This window comes from Variovorax sp. LjRoot84, from assembly GCF_964254305.1.
In the GTDB taxonomy this organism is placed as follows: Bacteria; Pseudomonadota; Gammaproteobacteria; order Burkholderiales; family Burkholderiaceae_C; genus Variovorax.
In genome coordinates this window covers 3,278,218-3,298,225 of the sequence record NZ_CAXUTE020000001.1, presented here as the reverse complement: position 1 = coordinate 3,298,225, position 20,008 = coordinate 3,278,218, and the positions used below count along the sequence as shown (strand labels likewise).

Below are 20,008 nucleotides of genomic sequence, written 5' to 3'. Positions count from 1 at the left end.
CATGTAATCGTTTAATGGCGCTCGAACTGCCTGGCGGCAGGCCGCCATTGGCATACAGAAGGGAGTCACCGCGTCATGGCGCCTGCTTCAGTGATGGGAAGTCCGACCAGCCGTTCCAGTTCCATGTGCGACAAGCCTTCGACGGTGTCGATAAGACGCAGGCCCTGCGGCGAACACTCCAGGGTGGCGAGGTCGGTGTAGATGCGCTTGATGCAGCTCACGCCGGTCAGTGGATAGGTGCAGCGCTCAACGACCTTGCTGACATTGTTCTTGTTCAGCAGATCCATCATCACCCATGCGGCCTTCGCCCCGATGGCCAGGTCCATGGCGCCGCCCACGGACGGGATGGCCTGGGGGTCACCGGTGCTCCAGTTGGCGAGATCACCCGTGGCCGAGACCTGGAAGGCGCCGAGCACGGCGATGTCCAAATGACCGCCACGCATCATCGCGAATGAGTCTGCCTGGTGAAAGAACGCCCCGCCGGGCAACAGCGTGATGGGCTGCTTGCCGGCATTGACGAGGTCGTAGTCCTCCAAGCCCTCAATTGGCGCGGGACCCATGCCGAGGATGCCGTTCTCGCTCTGCAGGATGACCTCGCGCCCAGCGGGGATGTGGTTGGCAACCAGGGTCGGCATTCCAATGCCCAAGTTGACGTAGGCGCCCTCGGGAATGTCCAGAGCCAAGCGGGCTGCCAGTTGCGTCTTGCTGCGTGCTTGGTATCTCATCGTCAGGCGATCTTTCTAGTGCCAACCGAGGGGGTGGCCATGCGTGGCAGCCGGACCAGCCGTTTCACATGAATGCCCGGAGTCACGATGGCCTCGGGATCGAGTTCGCCCAGTTCCCGGACCTCATAGACGCTTGCCACCGTGAACTTCGCCGCGGCTGCCATCACGGGGCCGAAATTGCGAGCGGCCTTGCGGTAGACCAGGTTTCCCCAGCGGTCGCCGGCTTCGGCCTTGACCAGCGCGACATCAGCAACGATGGGGTACTCGAGCACGTAGTGCCGGCCCTGGATCTCGCGGGTCTCTTTCCCTTTGGCAAGCTCCGTGCCGTAGCCCGTGGGGCAGAACACCCCACCGAGCCCGGCCCCCGCCGCGCGGATGCGCTCCGCCAAGTTGCCCTGGGGCACCAGCTCGAGTTCGATCTTCCCGCTTCTGTACAAGCCGTCGAAGACATGGCTGTCGACCTGGCGCGGAAAGCTGCAGACGACCTTGCGCACGCGGCCGGCCCTGAGCAGCGCGGCCACGCCATACTCGCCATTGCCGGCGTTGTTGCAGACGATCGTCAGGTCCTTTGCGCCTTGCTCGAGCAGCCCGACGATCAGTTCGTGCGGGATGCCCGCGGTGCCGAAGCCGCTGATCAGCACGGTCGAGCCGTCCTGTACACCGGCGAGCGCCTCGATCGGTGAGGCCGCGATTTTGTTGATCATTTGGATTGCTTCGCGGAGGTTGGTGACGCTTGCGGCTCAGTCGGCCCCGCCGCGAAGCCGGGGTAAAGATTGACGTAGCCGAGCGCCTTGCGCTTCTGCGCCTTTTTGGCGGCCGCTTCGCGAGACATCGCCTTGAAACCGTATGCCGCGATCAACCGATGCATGAAGGCGCCGCGTGCGGTCACGGCGACGGCGTCATGCAACGCATGTTCGCTCCAGCCCGCCTCGAGCACGGCGTCCACGTCGGCTTGCCCTATCGCGTTCGGGTCGGTCATCAGCTTTCGTACGTACCCCAGCAGCACCTTGAGCCGTGCGTCCACTGCCGCCTTCTCCGGATCCTCCAGCAACTGCTCGACCACCCCTTGCGGGATGCCCCATGCATAGGCCACCTCGGAATGGGCGATGTGCACGAGTTCGCATCCGGCGACCGCGCAAGCGTAAGCAAGGATCAGTTCTCGCTCGCCCTGGCTCAGCGGCGATGGCCCGTTCATCAGGGCTTCGCTCATGGTGGACCACGGTTTGTAGATCTCGGGATACTGGGTGTAGATGCTAGGAGGGCCGGCGTCGGCGGACAGCGATGCGAGAAAGGGCATGGAACTGGAACTCCTTGGAGGGGCGGGCAAAGTGACGCCAAAGACCGGCGAATTCCTGTCGAGGTTTTCTGTGTTCGGCGGTCGCGATGGCGTTATTCTTCAAAAACTATGTATAGCCGTCCAATTGTTATTGGGGAATCATTGATAGTTTTTTGGAATCGTCAGCCACCCTGCGCCGAGGCCATGCGACCACGGAAAGAGCCATGAAACTCCAGTTCTTGAGGTACTTCTGCGTGCTCGCGGAAGAATTGCACTTTCGACGCGCTGCAGACCGCCTGGCAATCTCGCAGCCTCCGCTCAGTACCGCCATCCGCTTGCTGGAGGAGGAGTTGGGCGTGCAACTGCTGCTGCGCAACAGCAAGATGGTCCAACTCACTCCCGCGGGTGCCGCGTTCCTGGTCGAGGCCAGGGAAATCCTCGAGCGCGTCTCGCGGGTCGGCAGCGTGGTGCGCGCGATCGACGGCGGCGCGCATGGGCGGCTGGACATTGGCTTCGCCGGCTCCATGCTCTACCGCGAGACCCCGGCCATCCTGGACCGGTTCAAGCGCGATGCGCCGGCCGTCGACGTGGTGCTGTACGAGCTCTACACCACCGAGCAGATCGAGAAGCTGATGCGCCGACAGCTCCATGCCGCGTTCATCCAAGCCTCCGTGCTGCCGGCACCGCTGGCCTCGATACCGCTGCGCAACGACGTTTTCGTGGCCTGCCTGCCGGAGCATCACCCGCTGGCGGAGAAGGCCAGCGTGGACCTGCGCGAGATGGCGGACGAAGCTTTCGTGATGTTCTCGCGCGAGAGCGCGCCGGCCAGCCACGACCATGTGATCGGCATCTTCAGCCAAGCCGGCATCCACCCCCGCACCGTGCACCAGGCGCGCATCTGGATGACGGTGGTGGCGATGGTGGCCAGTGGCTGCGGCATCGCGCTGGTGCCGCAATCGCTGTCGCGCACGAACATCGGCGGTGTCCGTTTCATTCCCCTGGCTGGCACCTCCGCTACAGCGCCGGCGCTTCTGGCATGGAATCCAAGCATGGTGCCGCTCGCCCTGGAGAAGTTCCTCGCCAGCGCTAGGGTCACGATCCGGCAACAGGCGAAGTCGCCGGCCAGGAAGGCGCGCCTCTAGAGAAGCGCAAGCGGATGGATCGCAAGATACCGCGCACGCGGCGGGCCGAGGAGATGGACATGAGAACAGATCGTGGCGTGGCTCTTGCTACCATTTCTCTCATGAACCTCGGCGATGGCAGTCCCGCGTCTCCCTTTCCCTCCGCGACCGTCCTGATGCTGCGCGATGCACCGGCAGGGCTCGAAGTCTTTCTGCTCGAGCGCCATGGGCTGTCGGAGGTGCTGGGCGGCGCCTATGTGTTCCCTGGTGGCAAGCTGGATCGCGCGGATGCGGAGTTGCTTGGCATGCTCGACCAGCCGCCTTCCGCCTTGCCGGTTGCGCTAGGGGAGCCGGCGCTCGACGAGGGCAACGCGGCGGCGCTGTACGTCGCGGCGATCCGCGAAGTTTTCGAGGAGGCGGGTGTGCTCTTCGCCGATATCGGCCAGGATGGTGTGCAGGCGGCGCAGGCGCTGCATCGCGCTGGTCGTGCCTTCCGCGACGTGGCGGAAGGTCTCGGCGTCCCGCTGGCAGCTGCCAGCCTTCTGCCGTGGTCGCGCTGGGTCACGCCGCTGAACAGCGTGCGAGCGCGTAAGCATTTCGATGCGCGCTTCTTCGTCGCGGGGGTGCCGCCTGGCCAGGAGCCGGTGCATGACCAGCATGAGACCACCGAAAGCGTTTGGCTCGCTCCGGCTGCCGCACTGCGCGAGTATTGGGAAGGTCGTATACAACTGGCCGCGCCGCAGATCATGAGTTTGGCCCAGCTCTCGCGCTTCCGTGATGTTGCGAGCGTGCTTGCGGATGCGCGCAGCCGCAAACCGCCGCGCATCCAGCCCGAGGCCTTTCAGGAGGGCGGTGTGAATATGGTGTGCTACCCCGGCGATTCGCAGCATTCTCTGCAGACGCGCCTGCTGCCTGGGCCCAGCCGCCTTTGTTGGCGCAACGACCGCTACGAACCTGAGGGTGGGCTTGAGGCCTTGCTCGGCTGAGGCGTTGTTCACGAACCCGTTCGAACTGTCTCTCCGCCGGCGGTCTGTCGACGGCTCCGGACGCCGCAAAGCGGTGAGGTCTGTGCGTTTGGCGAGCAACGTGCCGCGAGGTTAGCCATAAGGAAACGCACATGAGCGTCCATTAAAGCTCAGTTATCTTCTTGCTGCCGCCCACCCAATCCACTTACTCGCAGATGGTGCATCTGACCATGTTTCGAACCCTGCTCAGATCCAAGATCCACCGCGCCACCGTCACCGATTGCGAACTGCACTACGAGGGCTCCTGCGCCATCGACGAAGAGCTGCTGGAGGCCGCTGGGCTTGCGGAGAACGAGCAGATCCACGTCTGGAATCAACAACGGCGAGTGCTTCGTGACCTACGCGATCCGCGGACAGAGGGGCAGCGGCATCATCTCGCTCAACGGCTCGGCAGCGCGCCGCGCGTCGGTGGGCGAACTGGTAATCATCGCCGCCTTCGGCCTTGTTCCCGAGGACCAAGTACGCAACCACCGGCCGAAGCTGGTGTTCATGGACGACGCGAACCGGATCAAGGAAGAGCGCGCCCATATCCCGGTACAAGGCGCGTTGCCGTCTAAGGGCGCGGCGGCCGACCACGAGCAGACCCAGACTTTGTTGCGGCAAGTACGTCATGTTCAATCCCAGCGAACTGTCGGATGAACGACTCGGAGAGCTTGCGCGCGAGTGGCGCCGTGAAGCGTTGCGCGGTGTACTGCACGCGCGTGGCTACGCTCACGCGTACGAGGCCGAGTTTCGACGACGTATGGGCCCCGGGGCGACGTTAAGCGCGTCATTGGACGCCCGGCCACTCGCAGACCGTCGCCCGCGATGGTGGAGGTTCAGGTAGGCGCGGATCCTCCCGCGCTAACGATGTGCGTTCGTATATCTATCTTGTGGGGGACTCTCCACGTTCGCGAGCAACAAGCTCGGTCACGGCTTTTCAGCCTGATCTGGAATCACTGCCGCAAGCGCCAGATGAACTTGGCTGGCCATCTGCATGGCCCTGGCGGACAGGTCCGCCCCCGACACGTCCTCGTAGCGAGCTGGAATTCGCTCCTTGAGGGTAAGTCATATCAGCGTCGGCTCAGCACCCTCTTGACGGCAACTCCCGTCTGATCGAGACGGCGCTCAGATGTCGAGCACGTGGCGCAGCATGTGGAACGGCACGCGCCACGATTGGCCGTTGCCGGTGTCGACAGTGGCCGTTCGTTGGTTGATGCGAACGACGGTGCCCACTTGGGGTTGGAGGTACTTGTCGTCGAACGAGACCTTCTCGCCACCGCGGAAGTCATTGCGTGAAGCTTTGATTGGTGGTGGTGGCGACGGTGCTGTTGCTGCCGCCGGCTGCGCGGTCGCAAGCGGAGGCTCGACGGCCGCATAAGGCAGCTTCCACTCGCGCCGCGTGCCTTCCTCGTGCAACGTGACCTGCGTTTCCTTCATCGCCACGACCTTGCCGTTGCGCATCTGGCCGTCGCGCCAGTCGAGGAAGCGCACGGTCTGTCCCAGGTTCATGTTCGTGCGCACGGCGATGATCCGGCGCGGATCGGCCAGCAGGCGCTCGATGATGGTGCTCAGCTGGAACAGCTCCAGGCTGCTCGCGCGGTTGAGCGCATCGATCAGCTTCGGGTCGGTGCCTTGCAGGTTCACTGCGTCTTCCTTCGTTGCGCAGCCTGGTCGAGTGTGGGTCAGGCTGCCAGTCGTTGCCCAACGTGGTGGCCGCCGATGTTCCACGGCAGCAACTCGTCGATGCGGTTGATCGGATGGTCGGCAATGCGTGCGAGGACGTCGCGCAGATACGCCTGCGGATCGAGCCCGTTCAGCTTGGCCGTCTCCACCAGACTGTAGATCGCCGCGGCGCGCTCGCCTCCGGCGTCCGAGCCCATGAAGAGATAGTTGGATCTTCCAAGGGCCACACCACGTAGGGCGCGCTCGGCAGCATTGTTGTCGATCTCGATGCGACCATCGTCACGGTAACGCGTGAGCGATTTCCAGCGTGTCAGCGAGTAGCCGATCGCCTTGGCCAGTTCCGACTTCGTCGACACCTTGCTAAGCATGCTCGTGAGCCAGGCACGCATTGATTTTGATTGAAGCCTGATGAAACTGGCTGATGGCCTGCCCGGAGGGGATCGAACCCCCGACAACCTGCTTAGAAGGCAGGTGCTCTATCCAACTGAGCTACGGGCAGATGGAGGCCGATTTTACGGTGGCGTCCCCGGCGTCGGCGCCGGACGACAAGGGCTCTGGCCTTTGCCTGAGGCCGGGGCGTGTCGCGAAGAGCGACTGTGGAAGCTCCGCATGGAGTTCAATATGAGCAACGACGCCACCCAACCCGCTTCGTCACGCCACCCGACCCTCGACGAGGAACCCGAGATCGGCTTCGAAGAATCGATCCCTTCGGACGGCAAGGACCCGGTGGGCGAAAAGATGATCGATGAACTCGATCAGGCCAAACCCGATCGGACCGAGCCCAAGAAGGAACCGCCGCCCGAACCGATGCCGGAGCAGTTGCCTGTGAGCTGAGGCGGAAGAAAGAAAGTTGGTCGGGGCGAAAGGATTCGAACCTTCGACCCTCTGGTCCCAAACCAGATGCGCTACCAGGCTGCGCTACGCCCCGACGAAGCCTGCGATTCTAGCCTGTGCGAAGCAGGCCTTTCTCAGCGCTTCGCGTATTGCGTCTTGCCAAAGAGGATTTCGCGCTCCTTGTCGCCGGTGATCGGCGTGCGCAGCTCGGCCAGCACCTTGACGCCGCGCTGCACCGCGGGCCGGGCAGCGATGCCCTCGAACCACTTCCTCAGGTGTGGGAACTCGGTGAGCACGATGCCCTGGTTCTCCCAGCTGCGCAGCCACGGGAAGATGGCGATGTCGGCGATCGAGTAGGTTTCGCCGGCGATGAACCGGTGGCTGGCCAGCTGCTTGTCGATCACGCCGTAGAGGCGCCGCGCCTCGTTGCTGTAGCGGTCGATGGCGTAGGCGATCTTCTCGGGCGCGTACATGCGGAAGTGATGCGCCTGGCCCAGCATCGGGCCGACGCCGCCCATCTGGAACATGAGCCACTGCAGCACCTCGTAGCGCGCGCGCTCGCCTTCGGGAAGAAACTGGCCGGTCTTGCCGGCCAGGTAGACCAGGATCGCGCCGGATTCGAACAGCGAGATCGGCTTGCCGTCCGGGCCCTCGGGATCGGTGATGGCCGGGATCTTGTTGTTGGGGCTGATCTTGAGAAAGCCGGCTTCGAACTGGTCGCCCTTGCCGATGTTGACCGGGTGCGCGCGGTAGGGGAGGCCGCACTCCTCCAGCATGATGTGAATCTTGTGGCCATTGGGCGTGGGCCAGGAATAAACGTCGATGGGAGCTTGAGACATGGACTGCGTTCCAGAGGAAAGAGACAGGGCCGGCCAGCATAGCGGCCGGTGGCTTTTCCTGCAGAACCCGGCCCGTTCCGGCCTCAGGCGGCCACGGCGCTCGGTGCCAGGTGCTTGTGGATCAGCGCGACCACGGCAGCGCCTTCGCCGATCGCGCCGCCCACGCGCTTGACCGAACCGGAGCGCACGTCCCCCACGGCGAACACGCCGGCGACGCTGGTTTCCAGCGCAGCCGCGGGCCTGGCTGGAAATCCCCCGCGCGCCGCTTCCCCGGTCAACACGAAGCCATGCTTGTCGACCGAGACGCCGCAGCCCTCGAGCCAGTCCGTTTCCGGTACCGCGCCGATGAAGAGGAAGATATTGCGCGTCGGGCACTGCTCTTCGTCGCCGGTGCGACGGCAGCGCCAGGTGGCCCCGTTCAATCCCGAGGCCGGGTCGCCGTGCAGGCTCACCAGCTCGGTATGCGGGTGCAGCTCGATGTTGGGCGTGGCCTCGATGCGGTCGATCAGGTAGCGCGACATGGTGGCTGCGAGCGAAGGGCCGCGCACCAGCACATTGACCTTGGCGGCATGCTGCGACAGGAACACCGCGGCCTGGCCGGCCGAATTGCCGCCGCCGACCAGTGCCACTTCCTGCTGCGCGCACAGCTTGGCCTCCAGCGCCGAGGCCCAGAACCAGATGCCGCGGCCTTCGAATTCGGCCAGGCGCGGCACCTCGGGGCGGCGGTAGCGCGCGCCGCTGGCGATCACGACGGTTCGGGAACGCAGGCGCCGGCCATCGGTGAGCTGGACCGTGAGCTCTCCCTTGGTATCGGCTTCGCTGCAGTCCATGGAGGCGACCTCGGCCGGGATCAGCATCTCGACGCCGAATTTCTGCGCCTGAACGAAGGCGCGGCCGGCGAGCGCGCCGCCGGAGATGCCGGTCGGAAAGCCCAGGTAGTTCTCGATGCGCGCGCTCGCGCCCGCCTGGCCGCCGAAGGAACGGCAATCGACCACGATCACGCGCAAGCCTTCGGATGCGGCGTAGACGGCGGTCGCGAGGCCGGCGGGGCCGGCGCCGACCACCACCACGTCGAAAAGCTCGTCGTGGTCGATGGTGTCGACCATGCCGAGGCAGCGCGCGAGTGCGTTGTCGGTCGGATTGACCACGACGGCACCGTCGGGACAGACCACGAGCAGTTCCGCCTCGCCGTACTGTTCGAGCAGTGCCGCCGCATCCGCGTCCTGCGTCGCGTCGACCACGTTGTAGGGATGGCCGTTGCGGCGCAGGAAGTTCTGCAGCCGCAGCAGCGCGGCCGACTGCGGCGGTCCGATCAGCACCGGCCCGCTGCTGCCCGATTCGATCAGGGCCACCCGGCGCAGGATCATCGCGCGGACCAGCCGTTCCCCGAGGTCGGCCTCGGCGATGATCAGCGCGCGCAGCTGCTCGGGCGGCACCAGCAGAGTCTCTACATCGTCCTCGGCGTGGCCGTCAACCAGGGCAGGGCGGCCGGAGAGTTGGGCGATCTCCGCCAGAAACTGACCCGGGCCCTGGCGTTCGATGGGCACCACGCGCCCGAGCCCGTCGCGCTGGGTGATCGCCACGATGCCGCGCAGCACGACGAACATCCCCGGGCCGGGCTCGCCGGCCCGGAAGAGGCAGTCCCCGCGCGCGTAGTGCCGCACGCTGCCGAAGCGCCTGATGCGCTCGATGCAGGCGGCGCCCAGCACGGGAAACATCTGATGACGGCGGGTCTCGACCTCGACCCTGACTTGGACTTCGGCGGCCATGAAAGAACTCCAGTTGGCGAAACGTCGGGATTAGACGCCGAAAGCAGGCGCCAATGGTTGCAAGTCACGCAACTGCCATCGGATTGACACGCGTGTTTCACCGCTGTCTCACAGACTCCGTCCGCAGAAAGGGTCTCGCATGAAAGAACTGCCCACGCCGACGTTTCCGTTCTCGCAGCTGGGACTGCGCGCCGCCCTGTGGCCGGCGCCGAACCCGGCCCGCGCACCGGCTTCGATTCCTGCAGTACCGGCTGCGGCAACCCCTGCCGCCGCCACCGAAGCCGGCGGCATCAGCGTGACCTGGGCACGGCACCAGGACGACGTCCGCGCGGCCCAGCGCCTGCGCTACGAGGTGTTTGCGGGCGAGATGGGTGCCCGCCTCACGACCCCGCTGGAAGGCCACGACATCGACCTGTTCGACGACTTCTGCGAGCACCTGCTGGTGCGCGAGCTGGCGACGAACCAGGTGATCGGCACCTACCGCGTGCTGACGCCGGCCCAGGCCCGGCGCATCGGCAGCACCTACAGCGACACCGAATTCGATCTGACGCGGCTGCGCGACCTGCGCGAACGCATGGTCGAGCTGGGCCGCAGCTGCGTCCATGCGGACCATCGCCAGGGCGGCGTGATCCTCGCGCTCTGGGGTGCGCTGGCCGGTTTCATGAACCGCAACAAGCTCGACACCATGATCGGCTGCGCCAGCATCCCGATGTGGCACAACGGCGTGACCAGCGGCGATGCGGCGGCCAGCATCTGGCGCCAGCTCTCGGCCACCCATATGGCACCGATCCAGTACCACGTGCAGCCGCGGCTGCCGTTGCCGGTGCATCGGCTCGACGGCGAACTCCAGATCGAGCCGCCTGCGCTGATCAAGGGCTATCTGCGGCTCGGCGCCAAGGTTCTGGGTCCGCCGGCCTGGGATCCGGACTTCAATACCGCCGACCTTCCGATGCTGATGCGCATCGAGGACCTGCCGGCGCGCTATCGAAAACACTTCCTGGGCAATTAAGACAGCACGGGAATGTCGTCATACAGTTGTCATGCAACTGTCACAACGGCGGTTGACACTGTCATGATTCCGTCTGCATACACTCCCGTGCCGGTTTCTCCAGAATTATTTTCCTTGTCGCCAGCCCTTTCCGACAGCGCGCCTGTCGCCGCTGAGCCGTCGCTGAGGCTGCTCGACCGCGACCACAGCATCCTGGCCTTCAACGAGCGGGTGCTCGACTGGGCCTATCGGCCCGAGGTGCCGCTGATCGAGCGCCTGCGCTACCTGTGCATCGTGTCGTCCAACCTCGACGAATTCTTCGAGGTCCGGACGGCGCCGCACCTGATCGCCAATGCCGCGGGCGACCGCAAGGGCAACTACACCGTGGAGTCCTTCGAGCGCTTGGCCGAGGTGGCGCATGCGCTGGTGGGGCGGCAGTACGCGCTCTACAACGACGAGCTGATCCCCACCTTCGCGGCCCAGGGCATCCACATCATTTCGCACGGCGAGCGCAACCCGGCGCAGCGCAAATGGGTGCACGACTACTATGAGCGCGAGGTCCAGCCGCTCTTGATTCCGGTGGGGCTGGATCCGGCGCATCCTTTTCCCCAGGTCGCGAACAAGTCGCTCAACTTCATCGTTCGCCTCTCCGGCAAGGACGCCTTCGGCCGCGAGAACCCGATCGCCATCGTCAAGGTCCCGCGCGTGCTGCCGCGCCTGATCCGCATGCCGGCCAAGGTGTCGGGCGGCAAGACGCTGTTCGTCGCGCTGTCGAGCATCGTGCGGGCCCACCTGTCCAGCATGTTTCCGGGGCGCGAGGTGGGCGAGTTCTCGCAGTTCCGCGTGACGCGGCACTCCGACCTGGCGGTGGACGAGGAAGACGTCAAGAACCTGCGCACGGCGCTGCGCCAGGGCCTGCAGCATCGCCACTACGGGCAGGCCGTCCGGCTCGAGGTCTCGGCCAGTTGCGCCGAGTCGCTGGCGAGCTTTCTGCTGGCCCAGTTCAACCTGCCGCCGCAGGCGCTGTACCGCGTGCGCGGCCCGGTCAACCTGGCCCGGCTGACGCAGCTGATCGACCTGCTGGAGGAGCCGCAGCTGCGCTTTCCGCCTTACCAGGCGTCCTACCCGGTGATGCTGACGCCGGGGCAGTCCTTCTTCGAGCGGCTGCAGCAGGGCGATGCCCTGATCCACCAGCCTTTCGAGAGCTTCGACGGCGTGCTGGCCTTCCTGCGCGAAGCGGTGCAGGACCCGCAGGTGCTCGCCATCAAGCAGACCATCTACCGCACCGGCACCGATTCCGAGCTCATGGACCTGCTGCGCGAGGCGGTTCGCCGCGGCAAGGAAGTCACGGTGGTGGTGGAGCTCAAGGCGCGTTTCGACGAGGAGGCCAACATCAACTGGGCCGAGATGCTCGAATCGATCGGCGCCCAGGTCGTCTACGGCGTGGTCGGCCTGAAGACGCACGCCAAGATGCTGCTGGTGACGCGCCGCGAGGGCAAGCAGATGCGCCGCTACGGCCATCTGTCGACCGGCAACTACAACCCGCGCACTGCCAAGCTCTACACCGACATCAGCCACCTGACCGCCGACCCCTTGCTGACGGCCGACATGGAGGCGGTGTTCGTGCACATGGCCAGCCAGAGCCGGCTGCCCAAGCTCCATCGCATGTGGATGGCACCCTTCGACCTGCACCGCAACATGATCGCCCGGGTCGATGCGCTCGCTGCCGCGGCGGCCGCCGGCGAGCCTGCACGCATCGTTGCCAAGATGAACGCGCTGACCGACGAGGCCCTGATCGCCGCGCTGGTGAACGCCGGCCAAAAGGGCGTGAAGATCGACCTGATCGTGCGCGGCGCCTGCACCTTGCCGGCGCGCGTGCCGGGCTTGACCGACAACATCCGCGTGCGCTCGGTGATCGGACGCTTCCTCGAGCATTCGCGCGTCTTCTATTTCCGCCGGGGCGAGGACGAATCCCTGTACCTGTCGAGCGCCGACTGGATGAACCGCAACATGCTGCGCCGCATCGAGCTGGCCTGGCCGGTGACCGATCCGGCGCTGCGCCAGCGGCTCATCGACGAATGCCTGGTGGCTTACCTGTACGACGGGCGGGATGCCTGGGATCTCGGCGCCGACGGCACCTATCGCCGCGTCGATCTGCAGCCGGGCGCGGATGGCGCCGTCGTTCGCACCGTCGAGGCTCATGGCGCGCAGACCGCGCTGATGGTCCGCTACGCATCGCGAGGTCGCAGCCGCGCTGCCTCTCGGGAATGACGCAACAAGCCATGGATCTGATTTTTTGGCGCCATGCCGAGGCCGAGGACTGGACCGAGGGCTGCGACGACCTGCAGCGCTCGCTGACCCAGCGCGGCGAGAAACAGGCCAAGCGCATGGCGGCCTGGCTCGATCGGCAACTACCCGAGGGCACGCGCATCGTCTGCAGCCCGGCACGCCGCTGCGAGCAGACCGCGCTCGCACTAGGACGCAAGTACAAGCTGCGCAGCGAACTCGCGCCCGACACCACGCCGGATGCACTGCTGGCCGCGGCCGGATGGCCCAACGGCAAATCCGTGGTGCTGCTGATCGGGCACCAACCCTCGCTCGGCGAAGCCATCTCGCTGCTGCTCGGCCTCAAGCAGGACAGCTGCCCGGTGCGCAAGGGTGCCGTCTGGTGGATCCGCACCCGCGAGCGCGACGGCGACGTGCAGACCGTGGTGGTCACGGTGCAGTCGCCCGAACTGCTCTAGGCGTCAGCAGCCCTTCAGCTCGAGCCGCCAGGCGGCCTTCTGCCAGGCCAGCACTTCCTCGCGCAGCAGGTGCGCGGATTGGGGGTAGGTCTCGGACCAGCCCGCACGGCACGCGATGGCGAAAAGCTGGCTGTCCGCTCGCCCCAGGCGCAGCCCCTCCAGATCCGGATCGCGTCGCGCATGGCACAGGATCACGGCCAGGCGCAGCGCCAGCAGTTGCGCGACGAAGGTCTCGTCGTTCAGAGAGGCCTCGATCTTGCGCAGCTTGCCGCGATGACCGAGCACCAACTGGCTCAACCAGTGCATCTCGTTCACCGCGAAGCCCGGCGCGTCGGCGTTGTCCAGGATGTAGGCGCCGTGCTTGTGGTACTCGCTGTGCGAAATCTGGGCGCCGATCTCGTGCAGCTGGGCGGCCCAGCCGATCTTGCGCAGTGCTCGTCCGGCGCGGCTGGTGGTGCTGCCGCCGCGCGCGGCCGGCTCGAGCTGCAGGAACAGCGCAGCGGCGGTCTCGCTGACGCGCCGGACCTGCGCGGCATCGACCGCGAACCGGTTGGCCAGGCGCGCCACGGTGCTGGCGCGCAGATCGGCGACGCTCTCGTCGCGCTCGAGCAGCTCGTAGAGCACACCATGGCGCAGGGCGCCCTGGGCCACCTTCATTTCCTCGATCTCGAGCAGGTCGAACACGGCGCGCAGCACGCTGACGCCGCCGCCGATCACGGCCTTGCGGTCCTCCCGCATGCCTTCGATGCGCAGGCGATCGGCGTTGCCGGCCTTGAGCAACCGGTCGACCAGCCAATCGAGCCCGTCGCGCGTGATCAGCCCCGGCTCGCCGCCGGCGGCCGCGAGCACATCGCCCACCGCGCCGATGGTGCCAGAGGCGCCGTAGGCCACGTCCCAGCGGTCCGGCACGTAGGTGGCGAGCGCGTCGTCCAGCACCGCCTTGGCGGCGATCTCGGCCGCCTTGAAGGCTGCGGTCGTGAACTGGCCTTCGGGGAAATGCTTCATCGACCATGCGACGCTGCCGACCCGGTACGACTCCATCACCTCGGCCTTCAGGCCTTGGCCGATGATCATCTCGGTGGAGCGGCCGCCGATGTCCACCACCAGGCGGCGCTCCCGGTTCGAGGCGTCGGTGTGGGGCACCAGGTGCGCCACGCCTTGATAGATCAGGCGGGCCTCTTCGCGGCCCGTGATGACATCGATGCCGAAGCCCAGAATGGTGCGCGCCCGCAGCAGGAATTCTTCGCGGTTGCGGGCTTCGCGCAGGGTCTGGGTGGCCACCGCGCGAACTTGCGAGCGCTTGAAGCCCGCCAGCCGCTCGCCGAAGCGGGCCAGCGCGTCCCAGCCGCGCTGCATCGCCTCCGGCGTGAGGTTGCGGGCGCTGTCGAGGCCGTTGCCTTGGCGAACGGTTTCCTTCAGGTACTCGGCGCGGTGGATCTGGCCGTGGTCGACCTGGCCGATCTCGAGCCTGAAGCTGTTCGACCCGAGATCGACCGCAGCGAGGCGGGTTCCGTTTTGCATGTTGAGGAGGAGATGGCGGGCCCCGATCGTAGCGTTTCGGCCGGCGCTGCCCGCGCCAAGAGGGTGCCGCAAGGAGCGCTCAAGGCTAGGCGTGGCGCATGACGATTGTGTGACAGCGTCACAGAGCGCAGGCCCTGCGATGGGCGATTTCCCTCTGGAAAAGGGTGTCACACCGGTGTCACACAAGCTTCCTAGAGTCCCTGCCAAGCCCCCTGGAAGGGGTCCTCTGCACATCCAAAAGGAAGCTTCATGAAGATGACGTTCAAGTTTGCTGCCGCCGGCCTCGTCGCCGCGGCCCTGGCCCATGCTCCCGCTTTTGCACAAGAAGCCACCGGCGCCGGCGCAAGCTTCCCGGCCCCGCTGTACTCGAAGTGGGCCTCGGATTTCAACAAGGCCACCGGTGCCAAGATCAACTACCAGTCGGTCGGCTCCGGCGCCGGCATCAAGCAGATCGATGCCAAGACAGTCGATTTCGGCGCTTCCGACATGCCGCTGACCGACGACGACCTGAAGGCCAAGGGCCTGGTGCAGTTCCCCACCGTGATCGGTGGCGTGATTCCGGTGGTCAACATCCAGGGCATCAAGCCCGGCGAGCTCAAGCTCAATGGCCAGGTTCTCGGCGACATCTACCTCGGCAAGATCACCAAGTGGAACGATCCCGCCATCAAGGCGCTGAACGGCTCGCTGGCGCTGCCTGATGCGGCCATCGCACCGGTGCGCCGCGCCGACGGCTCGGGCACCACCTTCCTGTTCACCAACTACCTGAGCAAGGCCAACCCCGACTGGAAGGCCAAGGTCGGCGACGGCACGGCCGTCAACTGGCCCATCGGCGCGGGCGGCAAGGGCAACGAGGGCGTTGCGCAGTTCGTCAGCAAGCTGCCCAACTCGATCGGCTACGTCGAGTACGCCTACGTCAAGCAGAACAAGATGACGTACGCCCAGATGCAGAATGCCTCCGGCAACTTTGTTTCGCCGGACGATGACGCCTTCAAGGCCGCCGCTGCCGGCGCCGACTGGTCCAAGACCTTCTACCAGGTGCTGACCAACCAGCCCGGCAAGGACGCTTGGCCGATCACCGGCGCGACCTTCATCCTGATGCACAAGACGCAGGACAAGCCGGCGCAGGCCACGACCACGCTCAAGTTCTTCGACTGGGCCTACAAGAACGGCGACAAGACTGCCGGCGACCTCGACTACGTGCCGATGCCTGACAAGGTGAAGGGCGTGATCGCGACCGCCTGGGGCGAGATCAAGGACGCGTCGGGCAAGCCCGTCGCCTTCAAGTAAAGCGGACCGGCGCGTATGAGCACTCCGCTCGAGCACGCGCCGCTTTCGGAGCGACCTGTGTCATCCACTTTTCCCGCTGCTTCCACCTCGCTCGAGCTTCCGGCCGAGCGTGACCGTGCGACCTCGAGCCCGCCGCCGGCCAAGAGGCCGCGTACCGGCGCCGCCACCGACCGCCTGTTCGGCTGGGCCGCCAAGGGTGCCGCGCTGCTGACCCTGGCGATGCTGATCGGCATCCTGCTGTCGCTGCTGGCCGGCGCCTGGCCCGCCATCTCGAAGTTCGGCTTGGGTTTCCTCACCAGCAGCGTGTGGGACCCGGTGCAGAACGAGTACGGCGGCTTGGTGATGATCTACGGCACGCTGGCCACCTCGCTGATCGCACTCGTGATCGCGGTGCCGGTGAGCTTCGGCATCGCGCTCTTCCTGACCGAGATGTCGCCGGCCTGGCTGAAGCGGCCGCTCGGCACAGCCATCGAACTGCTGGCAGCCGTGCCCTCGATCGTCTACGGCATGTGGGGCTTGCTGGTGTTCGGGCCGATCCTGTCGACCTTCGTGCAGCAGCCGCTGCAGAAACTGTTCGACGGGGTTCCTTACCTCGGCGCGCTGGTGTCCGGCCCGCCTGTGGGCATCGGTATCCTGTCGGCCGGCATCATCCTCGCGATCATGATCATCCCGTTCATCGCCTCGGTGATGCGCGATGTGTTCGAAGTGACGCCGCCGCTGCTCAAGGAGTCGGCCTATGGCCTCGGCTCCACGACCTGGGAGGTGGTCTCCAAGGTGGTGCTGCCCTACACCAAGGCCGGCGTCATCGGCGGCATCATGCTCGGCCTCGGCCGGGCGCTGGGCGAAACGATGGCCGTTACCTTCGTGATCGGCAATACGAACCAGCTCAACTCGCTTTCGGTCTTCGAAGCCGCCAACAGCATCACCTCGGTGCTGGCCAACGAATTCGCCGAAGCCGGCGAGGGCCTGCACCAGGCTTCTCTGATGTACCTGGGCCTGGTGCTGTTCTTCATCACCTTCGTGGTGCTGTCGCTGTCCAAGATCCTGCTGCAGCAGATGAAGAAGAGCGAAGGAACCAAGTCATGAGCACCGCCGAACGCCTGCTGAGCGCCAAGGCGCTCGACGAAACGCGGGCGGCGAAGTTCGCCAGCCGCAAGCGCGTCAACTTCATCGCGCTCACGCTGTCACTCGCCGCGATGGCCTTCGGCGTGTTCTGGCTGATCTGGATCCTCTGGGAAACGCTGCGCCTGGGCGTGGGCGGACTGGCGCTGGCCACCTTCACCGAAATGACGCCGCCGCCGAATGAATCGGGCGGCATTGCCAACGCGATCTTCGGCTCGCTCGTGATGGTGGCCCTCGCCACCTTCGTGGGCACGCCGATCGGCATCATGGCCGGCATCCACCTGGCCGAGTACAACCCCAAGAGCTGGCTCTCGAACGTCGTCCGCTTCGTCAACGACATCTTGCTGTCGGCGCCGTCGATCGTGATCGGCCTGTTCGTCTATGCGGTGGTGGTGGCGCGCTTCAAGTCCTTCTCGGGCCTGGCCGGCGCGCTGTCGCTGGCGCTGATCGTGATCCCGGTCGTGATCCGCACCACCGAGAACATGCTGCAGCTGATCCCGGCCGGCCTGCGCGAAGCGGCCTATGCGCTGGGCACGCCGAAATGGAAGGTCATCCTGAGCATCACGCTGCGCGCCGCACGCGCCGGGGTGGTCACGGGCGTCCTGCTGGCGGTGGCGCGCATCGCGGGCGAAACCGCGCCGCTCCTGTTCACCGCGCTCAGCAACCAGTTCTGGACCTCGGACGTGACGCAGCCGATGGCCAGCCTGCCGGTGACCATCTTCAAGTTCGCGATGAGCCCGTACGAGAACTGGCAGCAACTGGCCTGGGCCGGCGTGTTCCTGATCACCGTTGCAGTGCTCGGCCTCAATATCCTCGCGCGGATCCTGACGCGCAACAAACTCTGAACATCATGCCAACCACCATCGCTGCACAGCCGTCGCGCGCCAAGATCTCGGTCAAGGATCTGAACTTCTATTACGGCAAGTTCCATGCGCTCAAGAGCATCAACCTCGAGATTCCCGAGAACAAGGTGACGGCCTTCATCGGGCCGTCGGGCTGCGGCAAGTCGACCTTGCTGCGCACCTTCAACCGCATGTTCGAGCTCTATCCGGAGCAGCGCGCCGAGGGTGTCATCGCGCTGGACGGGGAGAACCTGCTGACCTCCAAGCAGGACGTGGCGCTGATCCGCGCCAAGGTCGGCATGGTTTTCCAGAAGCCGACGCCGTTCCCGATGTCGATCTACGACAACATCGCCTTCGGCGTGAAGCTGTTCGAGAACCTGAGCGCCTCCGAGATGGACGACCGCGTCGAATGGGCGCTCAAGAAGGCCGCGCTCTGGACCGAGGTGCGCGACAAGCTGCAGCAAAGCGGCTCGGGCCTCTCCGGCGGCCAGCAGCAGCGCCTGTGCATTGCGCGCGGCATCGCGATCAAACCCGAGGTGCTGCTGCTCGACGAGCCGTGCTCGGCGCTCGATCCGATCTCCACGGCGAAAATCGAGGAGTTGATCGCCGAGCTGAAAAGCGAGTACACCGTCGTTATCGTGACCCACAACATGCAACAGGCGGCACGCTGCAGCGACTACACCGCCTACATGTACCTCGGCGACCTGATCGAATTCGGCGCGACGGAAGAGCTGTTCTTCAAGCCGAAGCGCAAGGAAACCGAGGACTACATCACCGGCCGTTTCGGTTAAACGTTACGGTTAAAGGAAGCACCATGACGGAAAAACATCTCTCCAGCCAGTTCGACAGCGAACTCAACGCCGTCTCCTCGCGCGTGATGGAGCTCGGCGGCATGGTCGAGTCCCAGATCCATCAGGCCGTCTATTCGCTGTCGCAGTTCGATTCCGAGGCGGCCGACCGCGTGATGGAAACCGAGCACCGCGTCAACGCGATGGAAATCGAGATCGACCGCGAGCTGTCCTCGATCATCGCGCGGCGCCAGCCGACGGCGCGCGATCTGCGCCTCTTGATCGCGATCTCGAAGACCACCGCCAACCTGGAGCGCGTGGGCGACGAGGCCAACAAGATCGCGCGCATGGTCAAGTCGATCATCGAAAGCGGTTCGGCGCGCGCCCTGCCTTCCACCGAGCTGCGCATCGCGGCCGACCTGGCCTCGGGCCTGCTGCGCAAGGCGCTCGACGCCTTCGCGCGCCTGGATACGGCCGCGGCGCTGTCGATCCTGAAGGACGACGACCTGATCGACAAGGAGTTCGACGGCTTCGTGCGCAAGCTGGTCACCTACATGATGGAAGACCCGCGCACCATCTCGGCGAGCCTCGACCTGCTGTTCCTGGCCAAGGCGATCGAGCGCATCGGCGATCACGCGAAGAACATCGCCGAGTTCATCATCTACATCGTCAAGGGCGCCGACGTGCGGCACACTTCGATGCAGGAAATCGAAAGCGCACTTCAATAGATGAAGAAGCCACGCGTCCTGATTGTCGAAGACGAGTCCTCGATCGCCGAGCTGATCGCCGTCAACCTGCGCCACAACGGCTTCGAGCCGATCTGGGCGGAGGATGGCGCGGCAGCGCAGCGCGAGCTCGATGCCTTTCTGCCCGACCTGGTGCTGCTCGACTGGATGCTGCCGGGCCAGAGCGGCCTGCAGCTGGCGCGCCAGTGGCGCAAGGACCCGCGCACCAAGTCGATGCCGATCCTCATGCTGACCGCGCGCGGCGACGAGCCGGACAAGGTGGCCGGGCTCGACGCCGGCGCCGACGACTACATCACCAAGCCCTTCTCGACGCAGGAGATGCTGGCCCGCATTCGTGCCGTGCTGCGCCGCCGTGCGCCCGAGGCCGTCACCGAGCGCGTCGAGATCGGCGAACTCGTGCTCGACACCGCGACGCACCGCGTGACATGGCAGGGCACGCTGCTGAAGGTGGGCCCGACCGAATTCAAGCTGCTCGGCTACCTGATGCAGCATGCCGAGCGCGTGCACAGCCGCGCGCAGCTGCTGGACAAGGTGTGGGGCGACCACGTCTACATCGAAGAGCGGACGGTCGACGTGCACGTGAAGCGCCTGCGCGAATCGCTCGGCCCGGCGGCGCCGATGGTCGAAACGGTGCGCGGCGCAGGCTACCGGCTCACGGCCCAGGCCACGGTCTGACAGACGTGCTGGGGCTGGGCCCGGCGGGATAATGGGCCGGA

20 protein-coding genes, 2 tRNA genes and 2 pseudogenes are annotated in these 20,008 nt (G+C 65.7%); 14 read left to right on the top strand and 10 right to left on the bottom strand.

The annotated features are described in order from the left end of the window. Positions 1–65 precede the first annotated feature (65 nt). From ACSQ9I_RS16535 to ACSQ9I_RS16525, 3 genes are read right to left on the bottom strand one after another with little or no spacing between them, the layout of a single operon-like run. Positions 66–725: a 3-oxoacid CoA-transferase subunit B gene (locus ACSQ9I_RS16535; RefSeq protein WP_436313789.1), complete on the bottom strand. Its 660-nt coding sequence runs from the start codon at positions 723–725 to the stop codon at positions 66–68. 2 nt (positions 726–727) lie between these two features. Next, positions 728–1,429, bottom strand: coding sequence for a 3-oxoacid CoA-transferase subunit A (locus ACSQ9I_RS16530; protein WP_436290182.1), 702 nt, complete (start codon positions 1,427–1,429; stop codon positions 728–730). Further along, positions 1,426–2,022: a carboxymuconolactone decarboxylase family protein gene (locus ACSQ9I_RS16525; protein WP_436313788.1), complete on the bottom strand. Its 597-nt coding sequence runs from the start codon at positions 2,020–2,022 to the stop codon at positions 1,426–1,428. Before ACSQ9I_RS16525 ends, ACSQ9I_RS16530 begins: the two co-directional genes overlap by 4 nt. Here ACSQ9I_RS16525 and ACSQ9I_RS16520 point away from each other — a divergent pair. From ACSQ9I_RS16520 to panD, 4 genes and pseudogenes are all read left to right on the top strand, one after another. Continuing rightward, positions 2,021–2,167 (top strand): hypothetical protein, encoded by a 147-nt coding sequence (locus ACSQ9I_RS16520; protein WP_436290185.1) that lies wholly within the window; start codon positions 2,021–2,023, stop codon positions 2,165–2,167. The genes ACSQ9I_RS16525 and ACSQ9I_RS16520 overlap by 2 nt on opposite strands. A 58-nt stretch (positions 2,168–2,225) precedes the next feature. Beyond that, positions 2,226–3,143, top strand: coding sequence for a LysR family transcriptional regulator (locus tag ACSQ9I_RS16515; RefSeq protein ID WP_436313787.1), 918 nt, complete (start codon positions 2,226–2,228; stop codon positions 3,141–3,143). A 14-nt stretch (positions 3,144–3,157) separates the two neighbouring features. Further along, positions 3,158–4,108, top strand: a complete 951-nt coding sequence (locus ACSQ9I_RS16510) for an NUDIX hydrolase (protein WP_436313786.1) — start codon at positions 3,158–3,160, stop codon at positions 4,106–4,108. A 209-nt stretch (positions 4,109–4,317) separates the two neighbouring features. Beyond that, positions 4,318–4,786 (top strand): annotated as a pseudogene (gene panD / locus ACSQ9I_RS16505) (aspartate 1-decarboxylase). A 468-nt stretch (positions 4,787–5,254) separates the two neighbouring features. On the opposite strand, the gene ACSQ9I_RS16500 reads toward panD, so the two are convergent. From ACSQ9I_RS16500 to ACSQ9I_RS16490, 3 genes and pseudogenes are all read right to left on the bottom strand, one after another. Continuing rightward, on the bottom strand, positions 5,255–5,773 hold the full coding sequence (locus ACSQ9I_RS16500) for a hypothetical protein (RefSeq protein WP_436313785.1): 519 nt from the start codon (positions 5,771–5,773) through the stop codon (positions 5,255–5,257). A 38-nt stretch (positions 5,774–5,811) separates the two neighbouring features. Further along, a pseudogene (locus tag ACSQ9I_RS16495) lies at positions 5,812–6,195 on the bottom strand (IS66 family transposase); the annotation flags it as partial. Positions 6,196–6,234: 39 nt separating this feature from the next. Further along, positions 6,235–6,311 (bottom strand) — tRNA-Arg (locus ACSQ9I_RS16490). 122 nt (positions 6,312–6,433) lie between these two features. Between ACSQ9I_RS16490 and ACSQ9I_RS16485 the strand changes: the two genes are divergently transcribed. Beyond that, a complete protein-coding gene (locus tag ACSQ9I_RS16485; protein ID WP_093108894.1) occupies positions 6,434–6,646 on the top strand; it encodes a hypothetical protein in 213 nt (70 codons plus the stop codon). A 17-nt stretch (positions 6,647–6,663) separates the two neighbouring features. On the opposite strand, the gene ACSQ9I_RS16480 is transcribed toward ACSQ9I_RS16485, so the two are convergent. The 3 genes from ACSQ9I_RS16480 to ACSQ9I_RS16470 all read right to left on the bottom strand — a co-directional run bounded on the left by ACSQ9I_RS16480 (position 6,664) and on the right by ACSQ9I_RS16470 (position 9,254). Further along, positions 6,664–6,740: transfer RNA gene (locus ACSQ9I_RS16480), tRNA-Pro, on the bottom strand. A gap of 40 nt (positions 6,741–6,780) precedes the next feature. Continuing rightward, positions 6,781–7,485 carry a glutathione binding-like protein gene (locus ACSQ9I_RS16475; RefSeq protein ID WP_436290190.1) on the bottom strand — a complete coding sequence of 235 codons (705 nt, stop codon included), beginning with the start codon at positions 7,483–7,485 and terminating at the stop codon, positions 6,781–6,783. An 83-nt stretch (positions 7,486–7,568) separates the two neighbouring features. Beyond that, on the bottom strand, positions 7,569–9,254 hold the full coding sequence (locus tag ACSQ9I_RS16470; RefSeq protein ID WP_093108892.1) for an FAD-dependent oxidoreductase: 1,686 nt from the start codon (positions 9,252–9,254) through the stop codon (positions 7,569–7,571). Positions 9,255–9,393: 139 nt separating this feature from the next. On the opposite strand from ACSQ9I_RS16470, the gene ACSQ9I_RS16465 reads away from it, so the two are divergent. Genes ACSQ9I_RS16465 through ACSQ9I_RS16455 form a run of 3 tightly spaced genes read left to right on the top strand, consistent with a single transcriptional unit; the run spans position 9,394 to position 12,986 of the window. Further along, the gene (locus ACSQ9I_RS16465) at positions 9,394–10,263 is read left to right on the top strand and encodes a GNAT family N-acetyltransferase (RefSeq protein ID WP_093108891.1); all 870 of its coding nucleotides are present in this window, start codon (positions 9,394–9,396) and stop codon (positions 10,261–10,263) included. A 12-nt stretch (positions 10,264–10,275) separates the two neighbouring features. Next, a complete protein-coding gene (ppk1, locus tag ACSQ9I_RS16460; RefSeq protein WP_436313784.1) occupies positions 10,276–12,513 on the top strand; it encodes a polyphosphate kinase 1 in 2,238 nt (745 codons plus the stop codon). An 11-nt stretch (positions 12,514–12,524) separates the two neighbouring features. Next, positions 12,525–12,986, top strand: coding sequence for a SixA phosphatase family protein (locus tag ACSQ9I_RS16455; RefSeq protein WP_436313783.1), 462 nt, complete (start codon positions 12,525–12,527; stop codon positions 12,984–12,986). 3 nt (positions 12,987–12,989) lie between these two features. Here the strand turns inward: ACSQ9I_RS16455 and ACSQ9I_RS16450 are convergent, their stop codons facing one another. Next, the gene (locus ACSQ9I_RS16450) at positions 12,990–14,507 is read right to left on the bottom strand and encodes a Ppx/GppA phosphatase family protein (RefSeq protein ID WP_436309101.1); all 1,518 of its coding nucleotides are present in this window, start codon (positions 14,505–14,507) and stop codon (positions 12,990–12,992) included. 249 nt (positions 14,508–14,756) lie between these two features. Between ACSQ9I_RS16450 and pstS the strand changes: the two genes are divergently transcribed. The 6 genes from pstS to phoB are packed head-to-tail and all read left to right on the top strand — an operon-like array spanning position 14,757 to position 19,967. Further along, positions 14,757–15,794 carry a phosphate ABC transporter substrate-binding protein PstS gene (gene pstS / locus ACSQ9I_RS16445; RefSeq protein WP_436313782.1) on the top strand — a complete coding sequence of 346 codons (1,038 nt, stop codon included), beginning with the start codon at positions 14,757–14,759 and terminating at the stop codon, positions 15,792–15,794. Between the two features lie 15 nt (positions 15,795–15,809). Continuing rightward, positions 15,810–16,880: a phosphate ABC transporter permease subunit PstC gene (gene pstC / locus ACSQ9I_RS16440; protein ID WP_093108886.1), complete on the top strand. Its 1,071-nt coding sequence runs from the start codon at positions 15,810–15,812 to the stop codon at positions 16,878–16,880. Next, on the top strand, positions 16,877–17,761 hold the full coding sequence (gene pstA / locus ACSQ9I_RS16435) for a phosphate ABC transporter permease PstA (protein WP_093108885.1): 885 nt from the start codon (positions 16,877–16,879) through the stop codon (positions 17,759–17,761). The genes pstC and pstA overlap by 4 nt, the downstream gene beginning before the upstream one ends. A gap of 5 nt (positions 17,762–17,766) precedes the next feature. Beyond that, positions 17,767–18,549, top strand: a complete 783-nt coding sequence (pstB, locus tag ACSQ9I_RS16430) for a phosphate ABC transporter ATP-binding protein PstB (protein WP_093108884.1) — start codon at positions 17,767–17,769, stop codon at positions 18,547–18,549. Positions 18,550–18,572: 23 nt separating this feature from the next. Next, positions 18,573–19,274 (top strand): phosphate signaling complex protein PhoU, encoded by a 702-nt coding sequence (gene phoU, locus ACSQ9I_RS16425; protein ID WP_093108883.1) that lies wholly within the window; start codon positions 18,573–18,575, stop codon positions 19,272–19,274. After that, the gene (gene phoB / locus ACSQ9I_RS16420; RefSeq protein WP_214702839.1) at positions 19,275–19,967 is read left to right on the top strand and encodes a phosphate regulon transcriptional regulator PhoB; all 693 of its coding nucleotides are present in this window, start codon (positions 19,275–19,277) and stop codon (positions 19,965–19,967) included. Positions 19,968–20,008 lie beyond the last annotated feature (41 nt).

Coding starts and splice junctions, on each gene's coding strand:
- ACSQ9I_RS16535 (WP_436313789.1), bottom strand. CDS start 725: ATGAGATACCAAGCACGCAGCAAGACGCAACTGGCAGCCCGCTTGGCT.
- ACSQ9I_RS16530 (WP_436290182.1), bottom strand. CDS start 1,429: ATGATCAACAAAATCGCGGCCTCACCGATCGAGGCGCTCGCCGGTGTA.
- ACSQ9I_RS16520 (WP_436290185.1), top strand. CDS start 2,021: ATGGAACTGGAACTCCTTGGAGGGGCGGGCAAAGTGACGCCAAAGACC.
- ACSQ9I_RS16525 (WP_436313788.1), bottom strand. CDS start 2,022: ATGCCCTTTCTCGCATCGCTGTCCGCCGACGCCGGCCCTCCTAGCATC.
- ACSQ9I_RS16515 (WP_436313787.1), top strand. CDS start 2,226: ATGAAACTCCAGTTCTTGAGGTACTTCTGCGTGCTCGCGGAAGAATTG.
- ACSQ9I_RS16510 (WP_436313786.1), top strand. CDS start 3,158: ATGGATCGCAAGATACCGCGCACGCGGCGGGCCGAGGAGATGGACATG.
- ACSQ9I_RS16485 (WP_093108894.1), top strand. CDS start 6,434: ATGAGCAACGACGCCACCCAACCCGCTTCGTCACGCCACCCGACCCTC.
- ACSQ9I_RS16475 (WP_436290190.1), bottom strand. CDS start 7,485: ATGTCTCAAGCTCCCATCGACGTTTATTCCTGGCCCACGCCCAATGGC.
- ACSQ9I_RS16470 (WP_093108892.1), bottom strand. CDS start 9,254: ATGGCCGCCGAAGTCCAAGTCAGGGTCGAGGTCGAGACCCGCCGTCAT.
- ACSQ9I_RS16465 (WP_093108891.1), top strand. CDS start 9,394: ATGAAAGAACTGCCCACGCCGACGTTTCCGTTCTCGCAGCTGGGACTG.
- ppk1 (WP_436313784.1), top strand. CDS start 10,276: ATGTCGTCATACAGTTGTCATGCAACTGTCACAACGGCGGTTGACACT.
- ACSQ9I_RS16455 (WP_436313783.1), top strand. CDS start 12,525: ATGGATCTGATTTTTTGGCGCCATGCCGAGGCCGAGGACTGGACCGAG.
- ACSQ9I_RS16450 (WP_436309101.1), bottom strand. CDS start 14,507: ATGCAAAACGGAACCCGCCTCGCTGCGGTCGATCTCGGGTCGAACAGC.
- pstS (WP_436313782.1), top strand. CDS start 14,757: ATGAAGATGACGTTCAAGTTTGCTGCCGCCGGCCTCGTCGCCGCGGCC.
- pstC (WP_093108886.1), top strand. CDS start 15,810: ATGAGCACTCCGCTCGAGCACGCGCCGCTTTCGGAGCGACCTGTGTCA.
- pstA (WP_093108885.1), top strand. CDS start 16,877: ATGAGCACCGCCGAACGCCTGCTGAGCGCCAAGGCGCTCGACGAAACG.
- pstB (WP_093108884.1), top strand. CDS start 17,767: ATGCCAACCACCATCGCTGCACAGCCGTCGCGCGCCAAGATCTCGGTC.
- phoU (WP_093108883.1), top strand. CDS start 18,573: ATGACGGAAAAACATCTCTCCAGCCAGTTCGACAGCGAACTCAACGCC.
- phoB (WP_214702839.1), top strand. CDS start 19,275: ATGAAGAAGCCACGCGTCCTGATTGTCGAAGACGAGTCCTCGATCGCC.